At 56.6% G+C, this 18677-nt stretch carries 18 protein-coding genes; 6 read left to right on the top strand and 12 right to left on the bottom strand.

Annotation, left to right across the window (positions count from 1 at the left end; translation table 11 throughout):
• The first annotated feature begins 14 nt into the window (after window positions 1-14).
• From ACR0IO_RS20215 to ACR0IO_RS20205, 3 genes are read left to right on the top strand one after another with little or no spacing between them, the layout of a single operon-like run.
• Window positions 15-677, top strand: a complete 663-nt coding sequence (locus ACR0IO_RS20215) for a Tim44/TimA family putative adaptor protein (protein WP_155139783.1) — start codon at window positions 15-17, stop codon at window positions 675-677.
• Window positions 674-1714, top strand: a complete 1041-nt coding sequence (mltA, locus tag ACR0IO_RS20210; protein ID WP_480744114.1) for a murein transglycosylase A — start codon at window positions 674-676, stop codon at window positions 1712-1714. The genes ACR0IO_RS20215 and mltA overlap by 4 nt, the downstream gene beginning before the upstream one ends.
• Window positions 1714-2301: a Smr/MutS family protein gene (locus ACR0IO_RS20205; protein WP_480744111.1), complete on the top strand. Its 588-nt coding sequence runs from the start codon at window positions 1714-1716 to the stop codon at window positions 2299-2301. The genes mltA and ACR0IO_RS20205 overlap by 1 nt, the downstream gene beginning before the upstream one ends.
• On the opposite strand, the gene ACR0IO_RS20200 is transcribed toward ACR0IO_RS20205, so the two are convergent.
• The 3 genes from ACR0IO_RS20200 to hslU form a co-directional block, all read right to left on the bottom strand.
• The gene (locus tag ACR0IO_RS20200) at window positions 2298-3518 is read right to left on the bottom strand and encodes an MFS transporter (protein WP_480744108.1); all 1221 of its coding nucleotides are present in this window, start codon (window positions 3516-3518) and stop codon (window positions 2298-2300) included. The genes ACR0IO_RS20205 and ACR0IO_RS20200 overlap by 4 nt on opposite strands.
• On the bottom strand, window positions 3515-4615 hold the full coding sequence (locus tag ACR0IO_RS20195; protein ID WP_209015807.1) for an alpha/beta hydrolase: 1101 nt from the start codon (window positions 4613-4615) through the stop codon (window positions 3515-3517). Before ACR0IO_RS20195 ends, ACR0IO_RS20200 begins: the two co-directional genes overlap by 4 nt.
• A gap of 98 nt (window positions 4616-4713) precedes the next feature.
• Window positions 4714-6021 carry an ATP-dependent protease ATPase subunit HslU gene (gene hslU / locus ACR0IO_RS20190; protein ID WP_155139775.1) on the bottom strand — a complete coding sequence of 436 codons (1308 nt, stop codon included), beginning with the start codon at window positions 6019-6021 and terminating at the stop codon, window positions 4714-4716.
• Between the two features lie 197 nt (window positions 6022-6218).
• Between hslU and ACR0IO_RS20185 the strand changes: the two genes are divergently transcribed.
• Both ACR0IO_RS20185 and ACR0IO_RS20180 read left to right on the top strand, forming a co-directional pair.
• Complete coding sequence (locus ACR0IO_RS20185; protein WP_480744104.1) at window positions 6219-6620, top strand: DM13 domain-containing protein; 402 nt, start codon at window positions 6219-6221, stop codon at window positions 6618-6620.
• A 116-nt stretch (window positions 6621-6736) separates the two neighbouring features.
• Window positions 6737-7978 carry an MFS transporter gene (locus tag ACR0IO_RS20180; RefSeq protein WP_480744102.1) on the top strand — a complete coding sequence of 414 codons (1242 nt, stop codon included), beginning with the start codon at window positions 6737-6739 and terminating at the stop codon, window positions 7976-7978.
• 3 nt (window positions 7979-7981) lie between these two features.
• On the opposite strand, the gene hslV is transcribed toward ACR0IO_RS20180, so the two are convergent.
• Window positions 7982-8539, bottom strand: coding sequence for an ATP-dependent protease subunit HslV (gene hslV, locus ACR0IO_RS20175; protein ID WP_155139769.1), 558 nt, complete (start codon window positions 8537-8539; stop codon window positions 7982-7984).
• Between the two features lie 197 nt (window positions 8540-8736).
• On the opposite strand from hslV, the gene ACR0IO_RS20170 reads away from it, so the two are divergent.
• Window positions 8737-8931 carry a DUF1127 domain-containing protein gene (locus ACR0IO_RS20170; RefSeq protein ID WP_170335804.1) on the top strand — a complete coding sequence of 65 codons (195 nt, stop codon included), beginning with the start codon at window positions 8737-8739 and terminating at the stop codon, window positions 8929-8931.
• Window positions 8932-8990: 59 nt separating this feature from the next.
• Here ACR0IO_RS20170 and ACR0IO_RS20165 read toward each other — a convergent pair whose 3' ends face one another.
• The 8 genes from ACR0IO_RS20165 to tsaE form a co-directional block, all read right to left on the bottom strand.
• Complete coding sequence (locus ACR0IO_RS20165) at window positions 8991-9353, bottom strand: Lin0512 family protein (protein ID WP_480744099.1); 363 nt, start codon at window positions 9351-9353, stop codon at window positions 8991-8993.
• The gene (locus tag ACR0IO_RS20160; RefSeq protein ID WP_480744097.1) at window positions 9350-9700 is read right to left on the bottom strand and encodes a Lin0512 family protein; all 351 of its coding nucleotides are present in this window, start codon (window positions 9698-9700) and stop codon (window positions 9350-9352) included. The genes ACR0IO_RS20165 and ACR0IO_RS20160 overlap by 4 nt, the downstream gene beginning before the upstream one ends.
• A gap of 133 nt (window positions 9701-9833) precedes the next feature.
• Window positions 9834-10154, bottom strand: a complete 321-nt coding sequence (trxA, locus tag ACR0IO_RS20155) for a thioredoxin (protein ID WP_155139760.1) — start codon at window positions 10152-10154, stop codon at window positions 9834-9836.
• Window positions 10155-10214: 60 nt separating this feature from the next.
• The gene (addA, locus tag ACR0IO_RS20150) at window positions 10215-13574 is read right to left on the bottom strand and encodes a double-strand break repair helicase AddA (protein ID WP_480744095.1); all 3360 of its coding nucleotides are present in this window, start codon (window positions 13572-13574) and stop codon (window positions 10215-10217) included.
• Window positions 13571-16498, bottom strand: a complete 2928-nt coding sequence (gene addB / locus ACR0IO_RS20145) for a double-strand break repair protein AddB (RefSeq protein ID WP_480744092.1) — start codon at window positions 16496-16498, stop codon at window positions 13571-13573. The genes addA and addB overlap by 4 nt, the downstream gene beginning before the upstream one ends.
• Complete coding sequence (locus ACR0IO_RS20140; protein ID WP_480744090.1) at window positions 16491-17177, bottom strand: nucleotidyltransferase family protein; 687 nt, start codon at window positions 17175-17177, stop codon at window positions 16491-16493. Before ACR0IO_RS20140 ends, addB begins: the two co-directional genes overlap by 8 nt.
• Complete coding sequence (locus ACR0IO_RS20135) at window positions 17174-18178, bottom strand: aminoglycoside phosphotransferase family protein (RefSeq protein ID WP_480744088.1); 1005 nt, start codon at window positions 18176-18178, stop codon at window positions 17174-17176. Before ACR0IO_RS20135 ends, ACR0IO_RS20140 begins: the two co-directional genes overlap by 4 nt.
• On the bottom strand, window positions 18175-18645 hold the full coding sequence (gene tsaE / locus ACR0IO_RS20130; protein WP_480744086.1) for a tRNA (adenosine(37)-N6)-threonylcarbamoyltransferase complex ATPase subunit type 1 TsaE: 471 nt from the start codon (window positions 18643-18645) through the stop codon (window positions 18175-18177). Before tsaE ends, ACR0IO_RS20135 begins: the two co-directional genes overlap by 4 nt.
• Window positions 18646-18677: the final 32 nt, after the last annotated feature.

Raw genomic sequence — 18677 nt, 5'->3', positions numbered from 1 at the left:
GAAAAGAGAATGAAATGAGCGACAACCCTATGATCCAGTTGCTGGTCTTGGCCGGAATTGCCGTTTTCCTGATCCTGCGCCTGAAAAGCGTATTGGGCACGCGTGAGGGTTTTGAGAAACCACCGCTGCAACAACAGCCCGATGCAAGCAAATCGCGCCCCGATTTCGAAGTGATCGAGGGTGGCCCGGATCATGACATTACCGACCATGTGCCCGAAGACAGCGAACAGGCGCAAACCCTGGCCGCGATGAAGCGGGTTGAACCCGGATTTTCGGTCAACGAGTTTGTTCAGGGCGCGCGCGGTGCCTACGAGATGATCGTGATGGGGTTCGAAAAGGGAAATCTGGATGAAATCCAGCCGTTCCTTTCTGAAGAGGTATTTGACACCTTCGTTTCTGTTGTTGCTGACCGCGAAGACAAGGGGCTGACTATCGAAGCTGAGTTTATCGGTGTTCGTGAAACGACTCTGACCGATGCTCGCTTTGACAAGGATACCAACGAAGCCGAGATCACCATGTACTTCGTAGGTGAACTGACCTCGGTCGTACGTGATCGAGGTGGCGATATCATCGAGGGCAACCCCAACACCGTTAAACGCCAAAAGGACAGCTGGACCTTTGCCCGTGTCATGGGCAAGGACGATCCGAACTGGCTGCTTGTTGCCACGGACGCATGATTGCCGCGCTCCGGTCGCTATTTCTGGTGGGCGTAATGACCACCGCAAGCGCTGCCGGAGCCGAGGCAACGCGCGCGATTCTGTCATTTGATGATCTGGATGGCTGGGCTGCGGACGATCATGGCGCAGCCCTTTCAGTTTTTCTGAACACGTGTGGTGATCTGCGCGACCCAGACTGGCAAGCGCTGTGTGCGGTAGCCAAGACCTATGAACAGGATGCGGCGCGCGCGTTCTTTGAGCTGTTTTTCCGACCTGTACTGGTCGAAGATGGCAAGGATGCGTTATTCACGGGTTATTTTGAACCCGAGTTGGATGGTTCGCGAACCCGGTCGGATAAATATCGATATCCGATTTATAAGATGCCGCCCGAAGCGCGAGAAGCCGGACAATGGCTCAGCCGTCGTGAGTTGCTGACCACCGATGTGATGAAAAATCGCGGTCTGGAAATCGCCTGGGTCGATGACCCGGTTGAGCTGTTCTTTCTGCAGATCCAGGGGTCCGGTCGTGTTCGATTGCCGGATGGATCAGCGCTGCGGGTTGGTTATGGTGGCGCGAATGGCCACCCCTATCGCTCGATCGGTGTTGAACTGATGCGTCGCGGGGCGCTGGGCGCGCATGAGGTCAGCGCACAGAGGATACGATCCTGGGTGCGCAAGAACCCCGAGGCAGGCACCGAACTGCTGTTTCACAATCCCTCTTACGTGTTCTTTCGTGAAGTTTCGCGTGTTGCTCCAGAACGCGGCCCTTTGGGGGCCATGAACCGCTCGGTTACAACAATGCGCAGCATTGCAGCTGATCCGGCTTATACCCCGCTGGGCTCGCCCGTATGGGTCGAAAAGGACGGCAAGGATCCGATCAGGCGATTGATGATCGCACAGGATACGGGCTCTGCCATCAAAGGGGCGCAACGCGCCGATATATTCTTTGGTACGGGCGACGATGCCGGACAGGCAGCGGGCAGACTTAAGGATCCGGGTCGGATGGTTGTGTTGTTGCCAATTCAGCGCGCCTACGCCTTGTTGCCGGATGAGTTCTGATGACACGGCGCAAACTGACGGCAGAAGAAATCGAGCTTTGGCGCAAAGTTGCGAAGCAGGCTGAGAGGCTGCATCCGGAAATTCCGCAATCGGTGCACCCGGCCACCCTGCCGAAACCAAAACCAACGAAGACCCCGAAAGCACGGATTGATGCGTTTGAATTGGGACAGAAAGTACCGGCCAAATCATCACGGAACACACTAAAACCTTCGGTAACAGAACAATTGCGTGGTGCGCCGGTCCAGATGGACAACAAGGCTTTCGGACGCATGAAGCGTGGAAAGCTGAAACCAGAGGGCCGCATTGACCTGCACGGCATGCGCGTTGATACGGCCCATCCGGCTTTGGTTCGCTTTGTTCTGTCGGCGCAGGCTTCAGGCAAGCGGCTGGTTCTGGTCATCACTGGCAAAGGCAAAGATCGTGATGAACCGGGGCCAATTCCGACGCCACGCGGGGTATTGCGCAATCAGGTGCCGCATTGGTTGTCGATACCACCTTTGGCACAGGCCGTAATGCAGGTAACACCCGCCCATATCAGCCATGGCGGTGATGGCGCTTATTACGTGTATCTGCGACGGGTTCGCTAAAGGCTGCGGGCAGCCCGGCTGATCCCGGCCCATGCCGTCAGACAAACCAGAACGAAAAAGACAGCGATCCACAGAAATTGTGTGCTGAGCGGTATGCCCAGATCAATCAGAACTCCGGTCAGGCCCGGGCCAATGGCTGAACCCAGAACCATCACTGCGGTTGCCATTGCCTTGATGGAACCGATGTGACGGGTGCCATAGAACTCGGCCCAGAACGCGCTGGGCAAAGTGTTGTTCGCACCGACCGTTAAGGCAAGAAAAGACATTCCTATAAGCGCCCCGCTGATCGAGTTGGTCACCCCGATGATGGCAAATCCGACTGCCATAGGTAGTTGGTAGAACGGCATCATCCGGGCCGTTCCCCACTTGTCCAATGCCCAGCCCGAGGCGAACATCGCAAGAAGTGAAACCCCGGTAAAAACCGGGAACAATGCTACCAGTTCAATATGCTGCCAGCCCTTCACCTCAGCCAGATGGACCTGATGAAAGAAAAAGGCGGTGATAAACGCGGATGGTCCCAATATCGCAGGTGTCATCAGCCAGAACAGTGGATGAAACAGGGTTTCCTTGCGGGTCCAGTGATGGCCCTGCATCCCGGTTGAAGAATAGGCATCCGACAGGCTTTGCGGGGTCCTCTCTTGCCGCAACAACCGGATCAGAACCGGAATGCCCAATGCGGTGATCCCGGACGACACAATCCAGAGCCAGTGCCAGTCTACAAATGCCATGGCGGCAACGAAGCTCAGCGGTAGCAATGCCTCACCCAGCGCAATACCAATTGTCGCAATCGACAACGCCTTGCCTCGTGTGACCGTAAACCAGCGGGCCATGGCGACCATGGCGATGTGGATGCTCATACCCTGGCCGAACAGGCGTAGTAGAAAGATTACTGCGGGCAGCAACATGAGCCACGAGTTCAACGCCATCGATATCGCCGCCAGCGCAAGACCAGCCAATACCACCGGGCCAAGAACCCGGACCCGAAAAACATCGGTCAGACTGCCGGCCCAGATCATCACGATGGCGGATATGGTTGTACCCAGAGAATAGAGACCTCCCCAGGCACCATGGCTCAGGCCGAATTCAGCGCGGATTTCCCCGGCAAAAATGGAAATGAAGAAGGTCTGACCGAAGCTGGACAGAAAGGTCAGCAGAACACCGGCACTCAACCAGGTAGCGTTGTCGTACAGATACTGGCGCAGCCTGAACTGCGTCACGGAGAGCTGACCTGCGCCTGCCCTGTTTCTGTCAGAACAATTTCGGTCGCACCGTCTGGATTGCGTTGGCTGGGTGGAACCAGAATGTCGATGCCCGGTCGATCTTCGCGGCCAAAGGTATTGTTTACGCGTCGCAGCGAATTGAGGATCGACAAGAGTGCCGGAGAGGTGGCCGCAACGAAATGTGAGGACTCTGCGTCTTTGTTAAACGCAGTTGTATCGATTACGTTGATCGGGAATTCTTCAAGCGTTTTAACCGAGCTTATATTACCCAATCTCTCGCTCTCGTCTGTTCCGCGGAGGCGGCCTGAAATGTTCAGGATCTTGTCCTTTTGTGACACCATAACCAGGAAAGGGTCGGGCGGATTCTTGATGCGTCTCATCTGCGAACGGAACAGGTCAACATCCAGATCCGGCGAAATCAAGACGACCCCTTCGATGTTTCTGTTGGCCCAGCCCGGTTCTTGCAGTTCAGCTTGTCGCATCATTTCCATTGCCAGAGCGCCGCCCATGGAATGTGCGACCAGAATGACGCGCTTGACGCCCATGGCTTTCAATTCACGGATCGTCTGCTCTAACCCGTCGCGGGCGAATAACATGCTGTCCAGATCATAGGCATACCCATACCCGGTTGCGCGGCTGGGCCAGGAGTAGACCAAGGTGGAGCCCGGAAGACCAATGTCGTGTGTTAGCTGAGCCGCGCGGAAAATCGTCTCGGTTTGGGTCGAATTATAGCCGTGCACAAATATAGTGACGTCGTCCTCGCCACGTAGATGTTCGCGCAGTCCCTTTGGCCCGCCCAGCTCGGTCACATCTGTCAGAACGAATTCTTTTTTTGGATTTGGGTTTGCGTAGGAAAATTTCAGCGTTCCGGGTGTGTGCGTTGGCGGGATCGATACTGTTGTTTCCAGAAACTTCAGCGAATCCCCGCGCCGGAAACCGTAGGTACCATCTGCTTCACGCGCTCGGGTGGTGCTTGCGAATATCTTTTCAGGCGTCCCAACGTTTACTGCCGAAGGCACGATCTCGGTTACCGTTCGGTCGACGCAGGCGCTTAGCGACAGAGATACAATCAGAACTAAAAAATATCGCAGCACGGGCCAACCCTCAGGATGAATTGCGCCTACGCTATCGCATTCTCGCCCTGCGTCCAGCGGCGCAGGGCGGAATTAACGGCAAAAACCGGCTGGCAGTGTTACAAAACGTAACGGCTCAGGTCGGTTGATTTGGTCAGCTCACCCAGATTGTCGTTCACAAACTGCGCGTCGACTGTGATTTGCGTTCCGGCTTGGTCGGGTGCGGTAAAGGACAACTCTTCGAACACGCGTTCCATCACTGTGTATAAACGACGCGCCCCTATGTTCTCGACGCTTTGGTTTACGTCTGCCGCGATACGTGCCAGTGCGGCAATGCCATCCTCACTGAAGCTGACGGTCACCTCTTCAGTACCCATCAGGGCGGTGTATTGCAGGGTCAGTGCGTTGTCGGTTTCGGTCAGAATACGAACGAAATCCTCTTCGGTCAGAGCGCGCAACTCAACGCGGATCGGCAGACGGCCCTGAAGTTCGGGCAACAGATCCGAAGGCTTGGCGATGTGGAACGCGCCGCTTGCGATGAACAGGATGTGGTCAGTCTTGACCGGACCGTGCTTGGTCGAGACGGTTGTCCCTTCGATCAGAGGCAGCAGGTCGCGCTGAACGCCTTCGCGGCTGACATCACCGCCACGTGCATCCGTGCGGGCGCAGACCTTGTCGATTTCGTCCAGAAATACGATGCCGTTCTGTTCAACGGATTCCAGTGCGATACGAGTGACGGTTTCATCGTCCAGAAGCTTGTCGGCTTCTTCACCGATCAATATGTCGTAGCTCTCGGCAACGGTCAGGCGCTTCTTGACGGTGCGACCACCAAAGGCCTTTCCGAAGATATCACCCAGATTCATCATGCCCATCTGGCTGCCGGGCTGGCCGGGAATGTCGAACATCGGCATCGGGTTTGATGTGTCAGACAGTTCCAGCTCGATTACGGTGTCGTCCAGCTCGCCTGCCTTCAGCTTTTTGCGAAACATCTCACGTGTGGATTCACGCGCATCCGTCCCTGCGATGGCTTCGATCACACGATCTTCGGCTGCCTGATACGCCTTGGCTTTGACATCCTCGCGCATGTATTCGCGGGTCTGCAGGATGGCGGCATCTGCCAGATCACGAACGATCTGTTCGACGTCGCGGCCGACATAGCCCACTTCGGTAAACTTGGTCGCCTCGACCTTTATGAATGGCGCCCGCGCCAGTTTTGCCAGACGGCGGCTGATCTCGGTCTTGCCAACACCGGTGGGGCCGATCATCAGGATGTTCTTGGGATAAACCTCGTCCCGAATGTCATCAGGCAATTGCTTGCGCCGCCACCGGTTCCGCAGTGCCACTGCCACCGCACGCTTTGCGTCCTTCTGTCCGATGATAAAGCGGTCCAGTTCCGAGACAATCTCGCGCGGGGTCAGGTCGGTCATGTGTTTTCTATCCGTTTGTTTCGCACGGGAACCTAATCATAAGGCGCGAAAACACAAGCCGATCACAGAAAGATCACAGCAATACACGGTAAGCACACGCAAATTCTAGGTGATGTGAATCGCCAGACAGTGAATACCTGCGCATAGTTTGCGACGACGGGCAAACCCGCCTGCACTTACTAATGGAGACACACATCATGATGACTCGTCGTTCGCTCTTTCTGAACGCGGCTGCCACTGGTGCAGCTCTGACTCTGGCCAGCGCCGGTGTTGCAGTTGCTGGCGGTGCTAAGAAAAAGGGCACATTCGAGGGCCGTTCGAAACACGTGACCACGGGTTCGGTCAAGGTGGTCAAGGATGGCGATCGTTACATTGTGGAGCTGGGTGACGACTTTTCTCTGGACAATGGTCCTGACCCGCGCGTGGCCTTCGGTAAGAGCGGCACCTATGATCCCAACTCAAAGCTGGGCGCGCTGCTGAACCTGACAGGCAAGCAGCAATATGCTGTCCCGCCCACCATGGATATCTCGGGCTATGACGAAGTCTACATCTGGTGCGAAGTAGCAGGCGTTCCGCTGGGCGTTGCGGCGCTTAAGTAATCATTTACGAAACATCAATTCAGCGGCCGGAGCAATTCGGCCGCTGATCTGCGGTTAGGTGACGCGCTGCCAATCTGCTACAGTGATCCCGGGTATTGGAACCAGGGACATGTTGCATGAGTAAAATTGCCAAGATCACATTGCTGTTCGTTGTATTTGTGGATCTGATTGGGCAAGGGCTGGTCTTTCCCATCATCAACTCTCTGATTATGGAGACGAAATCCGGGTTCCTGCCTGACAACACCCCGGATGGCCGCCGGCATTTCTACTACGGGTTGGTGATCGGATGCTTCTTTCTGTCCTGGTTTCTGGGGGTCGTATATGTATCCAAGGTCTCGGACTCGATCGGGCGTAAGAATGCCTTGCTGGTTTGTCTTGGTGGTGCGCTTGCCGGGTATGCGATCACCATTGCCGCCCTTTATCTAAACAGCTTGCTTTTGCTAATTCTGGGCCGGTCGATTACCGGCTTTACCGCAGGCAACCAGCCGATCGCGCAGGCAGCGATGATTGATGGCAGCACGGATGCTGCTGATCGCGATCGCAACATGGGGTACATCGTAACCGGTGTCAGCTTTGGCCTTGTAGGGGGACCGATCATCGGCGCGGTTCTCTCCGATGCGGCACTGCTGGGCAGCGCGGCGACATTGAAGACACCGTTTTATGGTGCCTTTGTTCTGGTGCTGATCGCGATATTCCTTGTGTCAGTCTTCTTTAAGGACACAAGAACCGAGCGCGAGCCTTTTGTTTTCAGGCCTCGTGATATCACCGACAGCCTGATCGCGGTGCGCGGACATCCGATGGTTCTGAAGATCCTGCCGGTCTATTCATTCTTCATGATCGCAAATGTCACGTTTTACGTCTTCGTGGATAACTTCCTGACCAGTGCGTTTGGCTATGGCGTGATCGGTGGCAGTGTTGCGATGGTCGTCATCGGCGTCGCGCTGGCGTTTTCGAGCACGTTCCTTGTGAAACCTGCACAAGAGCGATTCAGTAAACACAGCATCATCCATACTTCTCTGATCGTCATGATCGTCTGTGGCGCTGCTTTTGCCTTCAGTCCGAGCGGTGTTTTCAGCTACGTCCCGGTCTTCTTCTTCTACTTCCTGTTCGGAGTCGCCTACCCGACTATGCTGGGGCTGTTTTCATCCAGCGTCAGCGAAACGGATCAGGGCTGGGTCATGGGCGTCACAACCGCCGTGTTCTGCCTTGCCGGGGGGGTCATGTCGCTGATCGGAGGCGGATTGATGAGCATCGACATCCGTGTGCCGTACTACATCGTTATCATAGCGGCGATACTGGGCCTCATTGGCATGCATCGCCGCTGGAAAGGTAAAGAGATTTCAACGCTCCTGGCCTGAACTTCAGGCCGAGATCGTTTCGACCGTCAGCTTACCATTGGTATAAACGCAGATGTCGGCAGCGATCGCCATGGATTGACGTGCGACGTCCTCGGCCGATTTGTCGCTGTCCATCATCGCGCGGGCCGCGGCCAGTGCAAAGTTACCGCCGGATCCGATGGCCGCTACATTGTGTTCGGGCTCAAGCACATCCCCTGCCCCGGTGATCACAAACAGGTCTTTGCCGTCGGTTACGATCAGCATTGCCTCAAGCTTTTGCAGGTATTTGTCAGTACGCCAGTCCTTTGCCAGCTCGACAGATGCGCGGGCCAGTTGACCGGGTGTTGCCTCAAGCTTGGCTTCCAGCCTTTCCAGCAAGGTAAAGGCATCCGCAGTTGACCCAGCGAAACCAGCCACGATCTCGAACCCGCCAGGCGACAGGCGACGCACCTTTCGCGCGGTTCCCTTAATCACGGTCTGACCCAGGCTAACCTGCCCGTCACCCGCGATGACGATCTGCCCGTCTTTTTTGACGCCAATGATCGTGGTCCCGTGCCATCCGGGGAAATCGCTGTCTGCCATGAAAGCCTCCGTTATCACCGGCGACATATATGGGCCGGGGACGGGATCGGCGCAACCCGTTCCGAAACTGCCCAAAAGATATGCAAAAAATGCATTCCGGGGTTACCAGACTATCAATTGTGAGTCCGCCCTGCTGGTACTACATGGGGCTCACAACCGACAACGGGTCGGCTGTTTCAGATCAAAGGACTGGGCAAATGGCAACTACCGCAAATATCCACGCGCCGCTCGGAGCAGCTACCATTCTGCATGTAGTGGACGCGTTCATCAATGTCTTCAACAACGTTGTCGCGTGGAACGAATCCCGCAAGACGCGCAATATCCTGAACCACCTGACAGACGCTCAGCTGGAAGATATCGGCCTGACACGCGCCGAAATCGCAAAAATCTGATCTTTCGATAAGGATCAGCAGAGGAAGAGGCCGTCCGATACTGGGCGGCTTTTTTCATTTCAGCTCTGTACGTATTGGCCTGTAAGATCGGGAAGAAATGCCTCGATCGCAGCTGTGGCAACGACGTGACGCGTTCCGGCCTCTGTGTCCTCAACATCCAGCCCACCTTTGACGGCGCGAACCTCGGCCCGGCCACGTGGCAGATCGGACGCAACCAGATCACAATCCACATCCTCGGGATGTTGCACACCGATTGTTACGCAAACCCGCATTTCCGAATGATCAATGCCCAGTTTGGAAAACAATGTGATCGAGGAATGGTGCAGCGCGTCCTGCACTGCCCGGCGAGCCGCTTTGGTATAATCCTGACCATAAAGGTCGTTGCCGGTACCCATTTCCAGAATGATACGCTTTTCGGTCATTGGGCCGGCTCCATGTCGAAAGATACAACAACTGCTGCGTTTGCGATGACTGTGTTCCCTTCGGTATGAGGCTTGTCGACATCCAGCCCACCCTGCGTGACTTTGATGTTGGGCTGGCCATATGGGAACACGGCCTTCAGCGCCTCGACGTCGACCTTCTCTGGCTGCTGAACGCCAATTTCCGCATCAATGATCATCGCTTCTTTTGGAAAACCAAATAACTCCGCCATGTTGACCGAGTTGTGCCAAAGCGCATCCTTGATTGCTCGAAGTGCAGCTTCGGTATAGTCCTCGCGCCTTAGCGAAGTACCCATACCGAATTCCACCAATACTCTTGTTTTGGCCATGTCATTCCTTCGTCTCTGTCCGCGCAATATTCGCCCTGGATCAACGCTCAGGCAAAATCCAGTTGGCAGGCTTTGATCGGACCAAAAAAAGGCGCCCGATTGGACGCCTTTGATGATCAGATATCGTTACCGATCAGATCGACTCGTCGATCCAGCTTTGCAGAGCGGCTTTGGGTGCGGCGCCTGCGCGGTTTGAAATGACCTGACCGTCTTTGAAGATGAACAGCGCCGGAATACCACGAACGCCCATTGCAGCGGCAGAGTTCGGGTTGCTGTCAACGTCAACTTTGGCGATTTTCACCTTGCCGCCATACTCGGCTGCCAGCTCTTCCAGTGCGGGACCGATCTGTTTGCAGGGGCCGCACCATTCGGCCCAGAAATCTACTACTACGGGGACGTCCGAGTTTTTGACTTCGGCGTCAAATGTGTCGTCAGTTACGGCTACGGTCGACATATTCTGTCTCCTGAATGGGATGCGCTTGGGAATCGAAAGTAGGTGTCGTGTTGGGGGAGGTCAAGATATCCGGTAGCGGGCCAGTGCATCTGTCACAAGATCGTGTGGCAACCACATCAGGCTGGCCGTCCGGGTCCACAGAATGGCCGTTTGGATTTTCCGGTCGGGATAGATCTGTGCCATCGCCTGCGCATATGCACCCATTTGACGCAATAGACCTTCGGGACAGGATTCCGCACTCGTCGGAACGGTCGCATTTGATTTGAAATCAATCACATGAACCTCCGCTTCGGTGACGATCAGCCGGTCGATCACCCCGTGCATCCGGCGATCGCCAAGGGTCGCTGTCACGGGCACTTCAGCAAGCGAGTCAGCGGCAAAGACGGATTGCAGATCGGTTGCGGTCAGAACCCGGGTAGCTTCGGCCAAAAGCTCTCCCCTATCCGCCTCATGCATATCGGGCAGAAGCCGCGCGCAAAGCTGGGGCCACGCGGGTTGATCGGTGGCCGGAAGGTGTTCAAGCAGCATGTGCAGCTGCGTTCCACGCAGCTTGGCAGCCTCTTCATCCTGCCCGGTGTCACCCGGCAATGCTTTTGCCCCGCCCAGATCAGACGGGCTGACGGTTTCTGCAGGTGTTTCGGGTTCCTGCGCAGGCTTGTTGAAGTAAACCGGCAATTCGACAACAGGTGACGCGTGCTCGGCGTGTTGCTCAAGGGGCGGCGCGTCCCAGTTACCATGGGAAAGCCTGCGGATATCGGACCCCGGCAGCTGTGTGGCCCCTGCCCGCTCCATCGCGGCCTCGACCATTTGATACCAACTGGTGCCATCCTTTCCGACATCTCCGGCGGCGGCAACAATCAACCACTTTTCCGCCCGTGTCAGAGCCACATACAGCAAGCGAAGCCGTTCATTTTCTTCTCGAGAACGGGCCTCTTCTCGTGCGCGGGAAATGAGTGCGGGGGAAACATCTGCAGGAACTTTCCACAAAGGCGTGCCATCGGCGACCATGATTTCGGCATCGCGCGGCGGCTGCCTCTTGCCGGTATCCGGTAAGATTACAATCGGAGCCTCGAGACCCTTTGAACCATGAACCGTCATCACCCGGATCATGTTTCCAACGCCGCTCATCTGACGTTTGATCTCAAGATCATCGGTCTGCATCCAGACCAGAAAACCGGTCAGGCTGGGAATGTCCGTGCGTTCATAAGCCAAAGCCTGCGACAGTAGCGCGTTGATGCCGTCTTCGGCCTCTGCCCCCAATCGGCCCAGCAGTTTGCGACGTCCATCATGGCGGGTCAGTATGCGTTCGATCAGATCATAGGGGCGCAGGAAATCGATCTGCCCTCTCAGATCGTTCAGCACCGCAAGCGTTTCGGGGAATTCTTCGCCGCGGTTGCGTAGAGCCGCCCACAGAAAGGTTTCTTTGCGGCGATGCGCCAGATCGAAAAGCTGCTGCTCGGTCCAGCCGAACAGCGGGGATTTGAGAACTGTCGCAAGCGAGAGGCTGTCTTCCGGTGTTGCCAGGAAGTTAAGCAAGGCGGCAAGGTCCTTAACCGCCAACTCTGCCCCGACCTTCAGCCGGTCCGCTCCGGCAATCGGTAGTCCTGCTGCTTTGCAGGCTCGAATGATCTCGGCAAACAGATCTGATCGTCGCTGAACAAGGATCAGGAAATCACCTGGCTGAACCCGGCGGCGAACAAAGGTGCCCGGCTTCTCTCCGTCCTCGGGGATTGTTTCACCGCGCTCGATCATTGATTTGATCGAGCTGGCTACCTGTTCGGCCAGAATGACCGTGTGATGCCTGGCACCGGGTCGGTCGACAGGATCGGTCCAGTCACCCTCTTCTTCTTCGTCGACCTTTTCAACCACGGGCCACAGGTCCACCCGGCCCGGCAAGTCTGCTTTGAAGGCGCGGTGCAACGAGTCCTTGTGAAACCCTGCCTCAGATTGATTTTCGAACAGAATGTCGACCAGACCAAGGATCGCGCTGGAGGAGCGGAATGAATACTCCAATGTAGAATCCCACAGTTTAGAGCCTGATTCTTCCAGTTTCCGACCAAACTCGGCCTGCATCCTGTCAAACGCCTGTGGGTCAGCACCTTGAAAGGAATAGATCGACTGTTTCTTGTCTCCGACCACAAAAATAGTGCGTTCGATGCCGGATCGCGCGCCCTCACCGCTGGTGAATTCCTGTGCCAGTTTTTCGACCACATCCCACTGATCGGGGCTGGTATCCTGAGCTTCGTCCACAAGGATATGATCGATGCCGCCATCCAGACGATAGAGCACCCATTCAGCCACTGCCGGATCGTTCAGAACCTGTCGCGCCCGCAAGATCAGATCGTCGAAATCCAACCACCCTCGCAGCTGCTTGCGTCGTTCATACTCCGGCAAGAACGCGGTTGCGAAGCGGTGCAGCACAGCGGTTTTCCGGGCCGCGACAAGCGCGAGGCGATGTTCGCGCGCGGCCTCGATCCGTAGCATCAAGGCCTCTAGCTGGGGCATCCGGTCCGCCAACACGCCTTCGCGCACTGCCTTGGTTGGGAAACTGTTAAGTTTGGCTGTGAAAGGTTCTTTGGCGGACTTTCCGGTCAGAAAGACACCCTCAAGTATCGGAAGGTAGCTCAGCCGTGGCTCGTCAAAACCAGTCAGTTTGGCAGCAGCCTTAGCGTTATTGCCGCCGCTTTCGATCAGTGCGGGTAGTATGGAACGGATCAGTTCGACCTCGCCTCCAAGGTAAACCTGCCGCAGCAAGGTCTCTTCGTCGAAACCTTCAGGCAAGCCAAACCGTTGCTGCAGGCCGGACCAGTCCAACAGCTGAGCAAACTGACTACGTCTTTGCGTGATCGCCGCTGTCAGCTTGTCAAAACCGGTATCGGTGACATATCGCGCAATATCTTCGACCAGACCGGCCTGCGGGCCGTCGGCGAAATCCTCAACGATTTCTTCGCGCAACAGGGATGCAGCGCGATCTTCCATCTCGGCGAATTGAGGGCTGACGCCAGCCTCCAGAGGAAACCGCCGAAGCAGTGATGCGCAGAATGAGTGAATGGTTTGAATTTTCAGACCGCCCGGGGTCTCGATCGCGCGTGCAAACAAGGTTCGCGCCTGCCCCAATCGTTCGGGCGTGATAACTCCGTTTACGCCCAAATCAGTCAGCTGTTTCAGAAGGCGTTCGTCGCCCAGCATTGCCCATTCGCCAAGGCGCTTGAACAGGCGGTTCTGCATCTCGCTGGCAGCGGCCTTGGTGTAGGTCAGACACAGGATGTGCTGTGGTTGAACCCCGTCCAGCAAAAGGCGGGCGACGCGGTCTGTCAGAACGCGCGTTTTTCCCGATCCGGCATTGGCAGCCAACCAGGTCGAGGCATCAGGTCGCGCCGCTTGCACCTGCCGCTCGGTTGCGTCGTTGCGCGGGCTCATTTCACGTCCTCGGGATGTGTTTCCGCCGTACGATCCCACTCACCAAACCGGGCAAGATGATCATAGTCGCCAACATCAGTATCCTTGTGCAGCATCCGCCGGGATGAGAAACCCTGATCAGGCTCTAAATAAGAGGAAATCAGCACTTTCAACTCTGCAAGAACCTTTTCAGGCGGTTCTTTTGTCAGTGGTGCGCGAACCTCTTTGTAGGTTCCGCCCATGCCGATAAACACCGCCTCAGCGACGGGTAAGGGATCAAACCCTTCAATACCGCCCTGCTCTGCCATGGCGGCTTCGATCAGCAGCTGTTTGTCGAATTTCGCCTGCTGACTTTCAGTTGGTGGCGTGCCGGTTTTGTAGTCGACGATCCGCAACGCGCCGCGGCCATTGCGATCGATCCGGTCAGCACGCCCCGCGATGGTGAAATCAAGCGGTGACAAGACCAGCTTCATTGTGGCCTCAAAGGCGACGGGACCACCATCCCCATGACGTCCGATTTCGGCCTGCAGAAAGTCATCGGCAATTCGTTCCAGACGCGCCAGCCACAACTTGCGTGCCGTGGGCCAGGCCACGTGTTTATCCAGTAGAACCTCGGCGCGTTTCATGAAGTTCTCACGTGACAACAACGCACTATCCAGAACGCTGTCCTGAATGAAATGTTCAAGTATCTCGTGGATCACGATACCACGCAGCAACGCATCGGGTGCCTGCACCAGAGGATCCAGAGGCTTCAGTCGCAGTACATGCTTGGCATAAATCGCGTAAGGATCGCGGATCAGGCGCTTGATCTCGGTCACCGTCAGCCGTTTTGGGCGCGCCGCAACCGGCGGACGGGGTGATGGGCGTTGCGCAGCTACAATCTCGGGCGCATCTTCAAGGGTTTCTGACCAGTCCAGCCATTGCTGGCCCCGCGCTTTCATGCCGGCCAAGGCTTCTGGGCCGCCCTGCCCCGATAACCCTTGCAGAAGGTTGGTCATGCGGTTCAGCCAACGGGACGGAACAGTTTCGGCGTCATCAGAGCGGGTCGCCCGTGTCAGCCAAACTTCGGGCGCACCAACAGCTTGCTGGAAATCATGCGCAGATAGCCCAATGCGCCGTTCCGGCAGCAAAAGACCCGCCTTGTCCCGCATTTGCCGGTTAAGCCACGGATCCGGAGATGGCGCTTCGGGCCAGCTGCCTTCGTTCAAACCGCCTAGGATCAGAAGATCGGCGCCCTGAACGCGCGCCTCAAGCGTGCCCCAGATCATGATGCGCGGGTGCGGTGCATCCCGGTCGCGCACTTCTTCACCAGCAAGTAATGCGCCCAGAAGATCGGCAAAATCATGAGCGGTCATCGCGCCGCCATGTTTGGCTTCGTCTTCCAATGAGGTCAGAACTGCCAGCGCCTTTTGCCCTGCATTCTTATCCCATAGAGTGCCGGTTTCATCCGAACTTCCTGCCGAAATCGCTTCGGCCAGTTTGCGCAGATGTTTGACCCAGTCCACCAGCGGGCGTTCGCCCGAAAACTGCTGATCACAGAAGTGAGTGGAAACCCAGTTTACCCAGTCCTCAGGGATTTCCTTGCGAATGGCGGCGTTGGCCAGGCTGTCACTGTCAGGGAATGGTGGTCCGTGGCGGCGCAAATCCAGTTCCAGATCGCGCGTGTTTAACAGATGCGCTCCGCGCCCCGCGCCGTCATGGCACAAGGGGTGCTTAAGCAGTGTAAGCAATGCCTCGCCATCCAGACGGCGCGCAAACAGTCCGACAACATGGCGTAGGAACCGGCCGGGAGGTGACAGTTGCAGTGGCAAGCCAGCACTGTCATCCGGCAGGATGTTCCAACGGTCGAGTGCTGCACTGACCTGACGGGTCAGCATACGGTCAGGCGTGATCAGGGCAGCGGTTTGGCCAGTCTCAGCCGCTTGTCGCAGGCGCAGCGCAATGGCCAAGGCTTCAGCCCGTGGCGACTGGGCTTCGACCAAAGTCAGATCTGCGGTTGCTTTGTCCAGATTGGCCAGCTGGGGACCTTCGGTCATCCAGGCATCGGTTATTGGCGCTGGTCGTAACGCAAGAGATATCAACTGGTTACGAGAAGATGAGGGGGCCTGTTCATCCGTCCAGTGTTGAATTTGATCCGGCTCTAGATCCAACTCGCGCATCAGCTTACGGAATCTGTATTGCGGATGATCTTCTGATGTCAGCGCATCATCCAGCCGGCGCCAGACGTGATCCGGCTGGTCAAAATCATACCCAGGCAGAACCAGCGCGCCCTGAGGCAATCGCGCGACGGCCTGCATCAGCATCAAAGTCGTCCCGCGCGAACCGGTCGAGCCTGCCAGAATGACCGGGTGCTGAGGCGGCGCTACCTGCCAGCGTGCGATCAGATTCTCCACCACCCGACGTTGTCGCGCGTTTACGTCGAGCGCGTCCTCATCTGAATCGATGAAGTGATCCGCGATACCGATAAAGGCCTGAGCCCGCGCCCAGTGACCTGACATATCGCTTACATCCAGTTGGCGGATAGCGTCCGGAGATACGCCTTCGCCCTGCATCTCGTCAATCAGGGCGGCCAGACTGTCGGACAGGTCAAACAATGAAGACCGCGCAGCCAGATCAGGCTGTTGTTCAAGAAGTCTGGCAATAAGCTGGGTCAATTCCAACCTGCGGCGCAAAGGTAGAATTGCAGGCGGTATTTTAGCCAGATCGACGTTTTCACCCAGATCGGTGACCAGCGAGAGTTTCGGTAACAGACAAGCCGGTCCCTGATCGAACAGATCACGCACCTGTCGTGCCATGCGTCTTGTGTTCACGACCAGCTGCGCGCGCGCCAGTGCTTCCGGAGGAAAATGCGCGGACCGCAATTGCAGACCACGAACCAATGCCTTGGGAAAGTCTGCGCCGGGTGGCACTGCAAAGACACGGGGCAGGGTGCTGGCCTCAAACATCCGCCAGAAGACCTTCGGCCATTGCGATACCTTCGGGCCGGCCAACATCGCACCACCGCCCGGGATACTGAACGGCAAACAACCGCTTTTGGTTATGCATCTGGTCCCAGAGCAGGTTTAGCGAAAACGCCTTTTTCTGAAACGCGTGCAGCCCGTCGGTTTTCAGGATTTGAGCACCGCCATAGATCAGACCGGGCCCCCGGGTGATCCGGCCATCCTCATCGATCGTGAAATCACCCTGACCAGAATGTCCAATAGTCTGACTGACAGGGATGCACATGAGCAACGCATCCATCCGATCAGGATCCCAAGTTTCCTGCAACAGTTTTAGAGGGTTCGGACCGGCCCAGATGGCATCGGTGTTCAGGGTAAAAACAGGTTTGGTGCCCAATAGAGGAAGCGCGGCACGCAATCCGCCACCGGTTTCCAGAATGTCCGGTTCTTCACGTGACAGTACAACGTCTTTTGGCGCCAGATGTGCCTCAAGTTGATCAGCGCGATAATGGGTGTTTGCGACCACCTTGATCGGGCGTAGATCGTCCACAAGATCAAGCGCGTGGTCGATCAGGGGTTTGCCTGCAACCTCGATCAGGGGCTTCGGCTTGTCGCGGGTCAACGCACCCATGCGGGTGCCAAACCCGGCAGCAAACATCATTATGGATTGGGGGCTTTGGGTCATTGCGGCCTCAGCCTGTCCAGATTTTCCGGTGTGGGTTCTGGTAGTGCGCTACGCACCAGATCTGCGATCGCAATCAGCGCCGGATGTTCAAGATCGCGCATCAGATGTGCCCATACAGCAGGAATCAGGTCGATGTATTGCGGTTTCCCGTAGTCCGTTGCCAGACGTGCAAAGCCACCGAGAATGCGTAGGTTTCGCTGCGCTCCAAGAACACTGTATGCGGTGCGGAAATCGTGCCCATCTACACCGCTTGCGGCGATGTAGCGGTCGATCATGCGCATTTCTATCCCAGCCGGAACAGTGCGGCGCACATCCTGAAGCAATGACATCAGATCATAGGCCGGATGACACAGCATTGCGCTTTGAAAATCCAGCAGGCCGACGCGCTGGACGCCGTCCCGATCCGGCAACCAGATCAGGTTCTCGGCATGGTAGTCGCGCAGAACCACGACGCGTGTTCCGGAGGTTTCCTGATGCAGGATGTCGGCAAAGCGGTGCTCAAACCGGCTGCGCGCGTCACCATCATGCGTCCCAAGGATGCCTTGTGCGTATTTGGTGAAGGCAAGCGATGAATACTCTGTCATCAGGGATGGGTCATAACTGTCCAAAGACAGTACCGGAGCCTCGTGCAGGTGTACCAGAACATCTGTAGCTGCCTCATACAGTGTACGTTCCAGTTTTGGCTCTGTTTGCAGAACCCGCGCAAACAGATCATCCCCCAAATCTTCGAGCAACAGAAAGCCGTAATGCGCATCTTCAGCGTAGATTTCAGGTGCGTTGAGGCCAATGGAGCGCAGATATTCTGCAACTCGTACAAAGGCTTTGACGTCCTCGCCCTTTTCAGGTGGCGCATCCATCAACACAGCGGTGCGGCCCGTCTCAGGGTCGGTCAGCCGCTCATACCGACGGTTCGACGCATCACCGGCCAACGGTGCGTGGGTAGAGCCCACCCAAGGCGTTTGCGCGATCAGGGCTTCGGCCAGAACTGCCCGGTTTGTCATGTAAGGCTCTCCAGCTTTGAAGCCCATTTTGGGTCAGACCATGTGATTGTCATGGCGCGCAATTCTTCCTCGTCATCATCTGTTTTGAAGCTCAGCATCAGGGCAGAGGCTGGCGTCAGCGATCCCAGCTTGTCAGGCCATTCGATCAGGCAGATTGCGGTGTCGAAGGCCTCGGTCAGGCCAAGCTCTTCAATTTCTTCAACGTCGGACAGCCGGTAGAGATCTGAATGCCAGATTTCACCTTTATCCGTGTCATAGACCTGTACCAGAGTGAAGGTCGGCGAGGGGACATCTTCGGGTTCCTGCATCACCGACTGGATCAGGCTGCGGGCGAAATGTGTTTTGCCGCTGCCAATTGTGCCGTCCAGCAACAGAATGTCACCGGGCAGCAGCCCGACACCCAAACGTGTGGCCAGTTCAGCGGTTTCTTCGGGTGAATGAAGATCAATTGAGAGCGGCGAATTCATGGCGCCACAATGGACCCGCGACTTGGCCGCTG

The organism is Ruegeria sp. CE12 (genome assembly GCF_056537525.1).
This window is presented reverse-complemented; position numbering and strand designations above follow the sequence as displayed.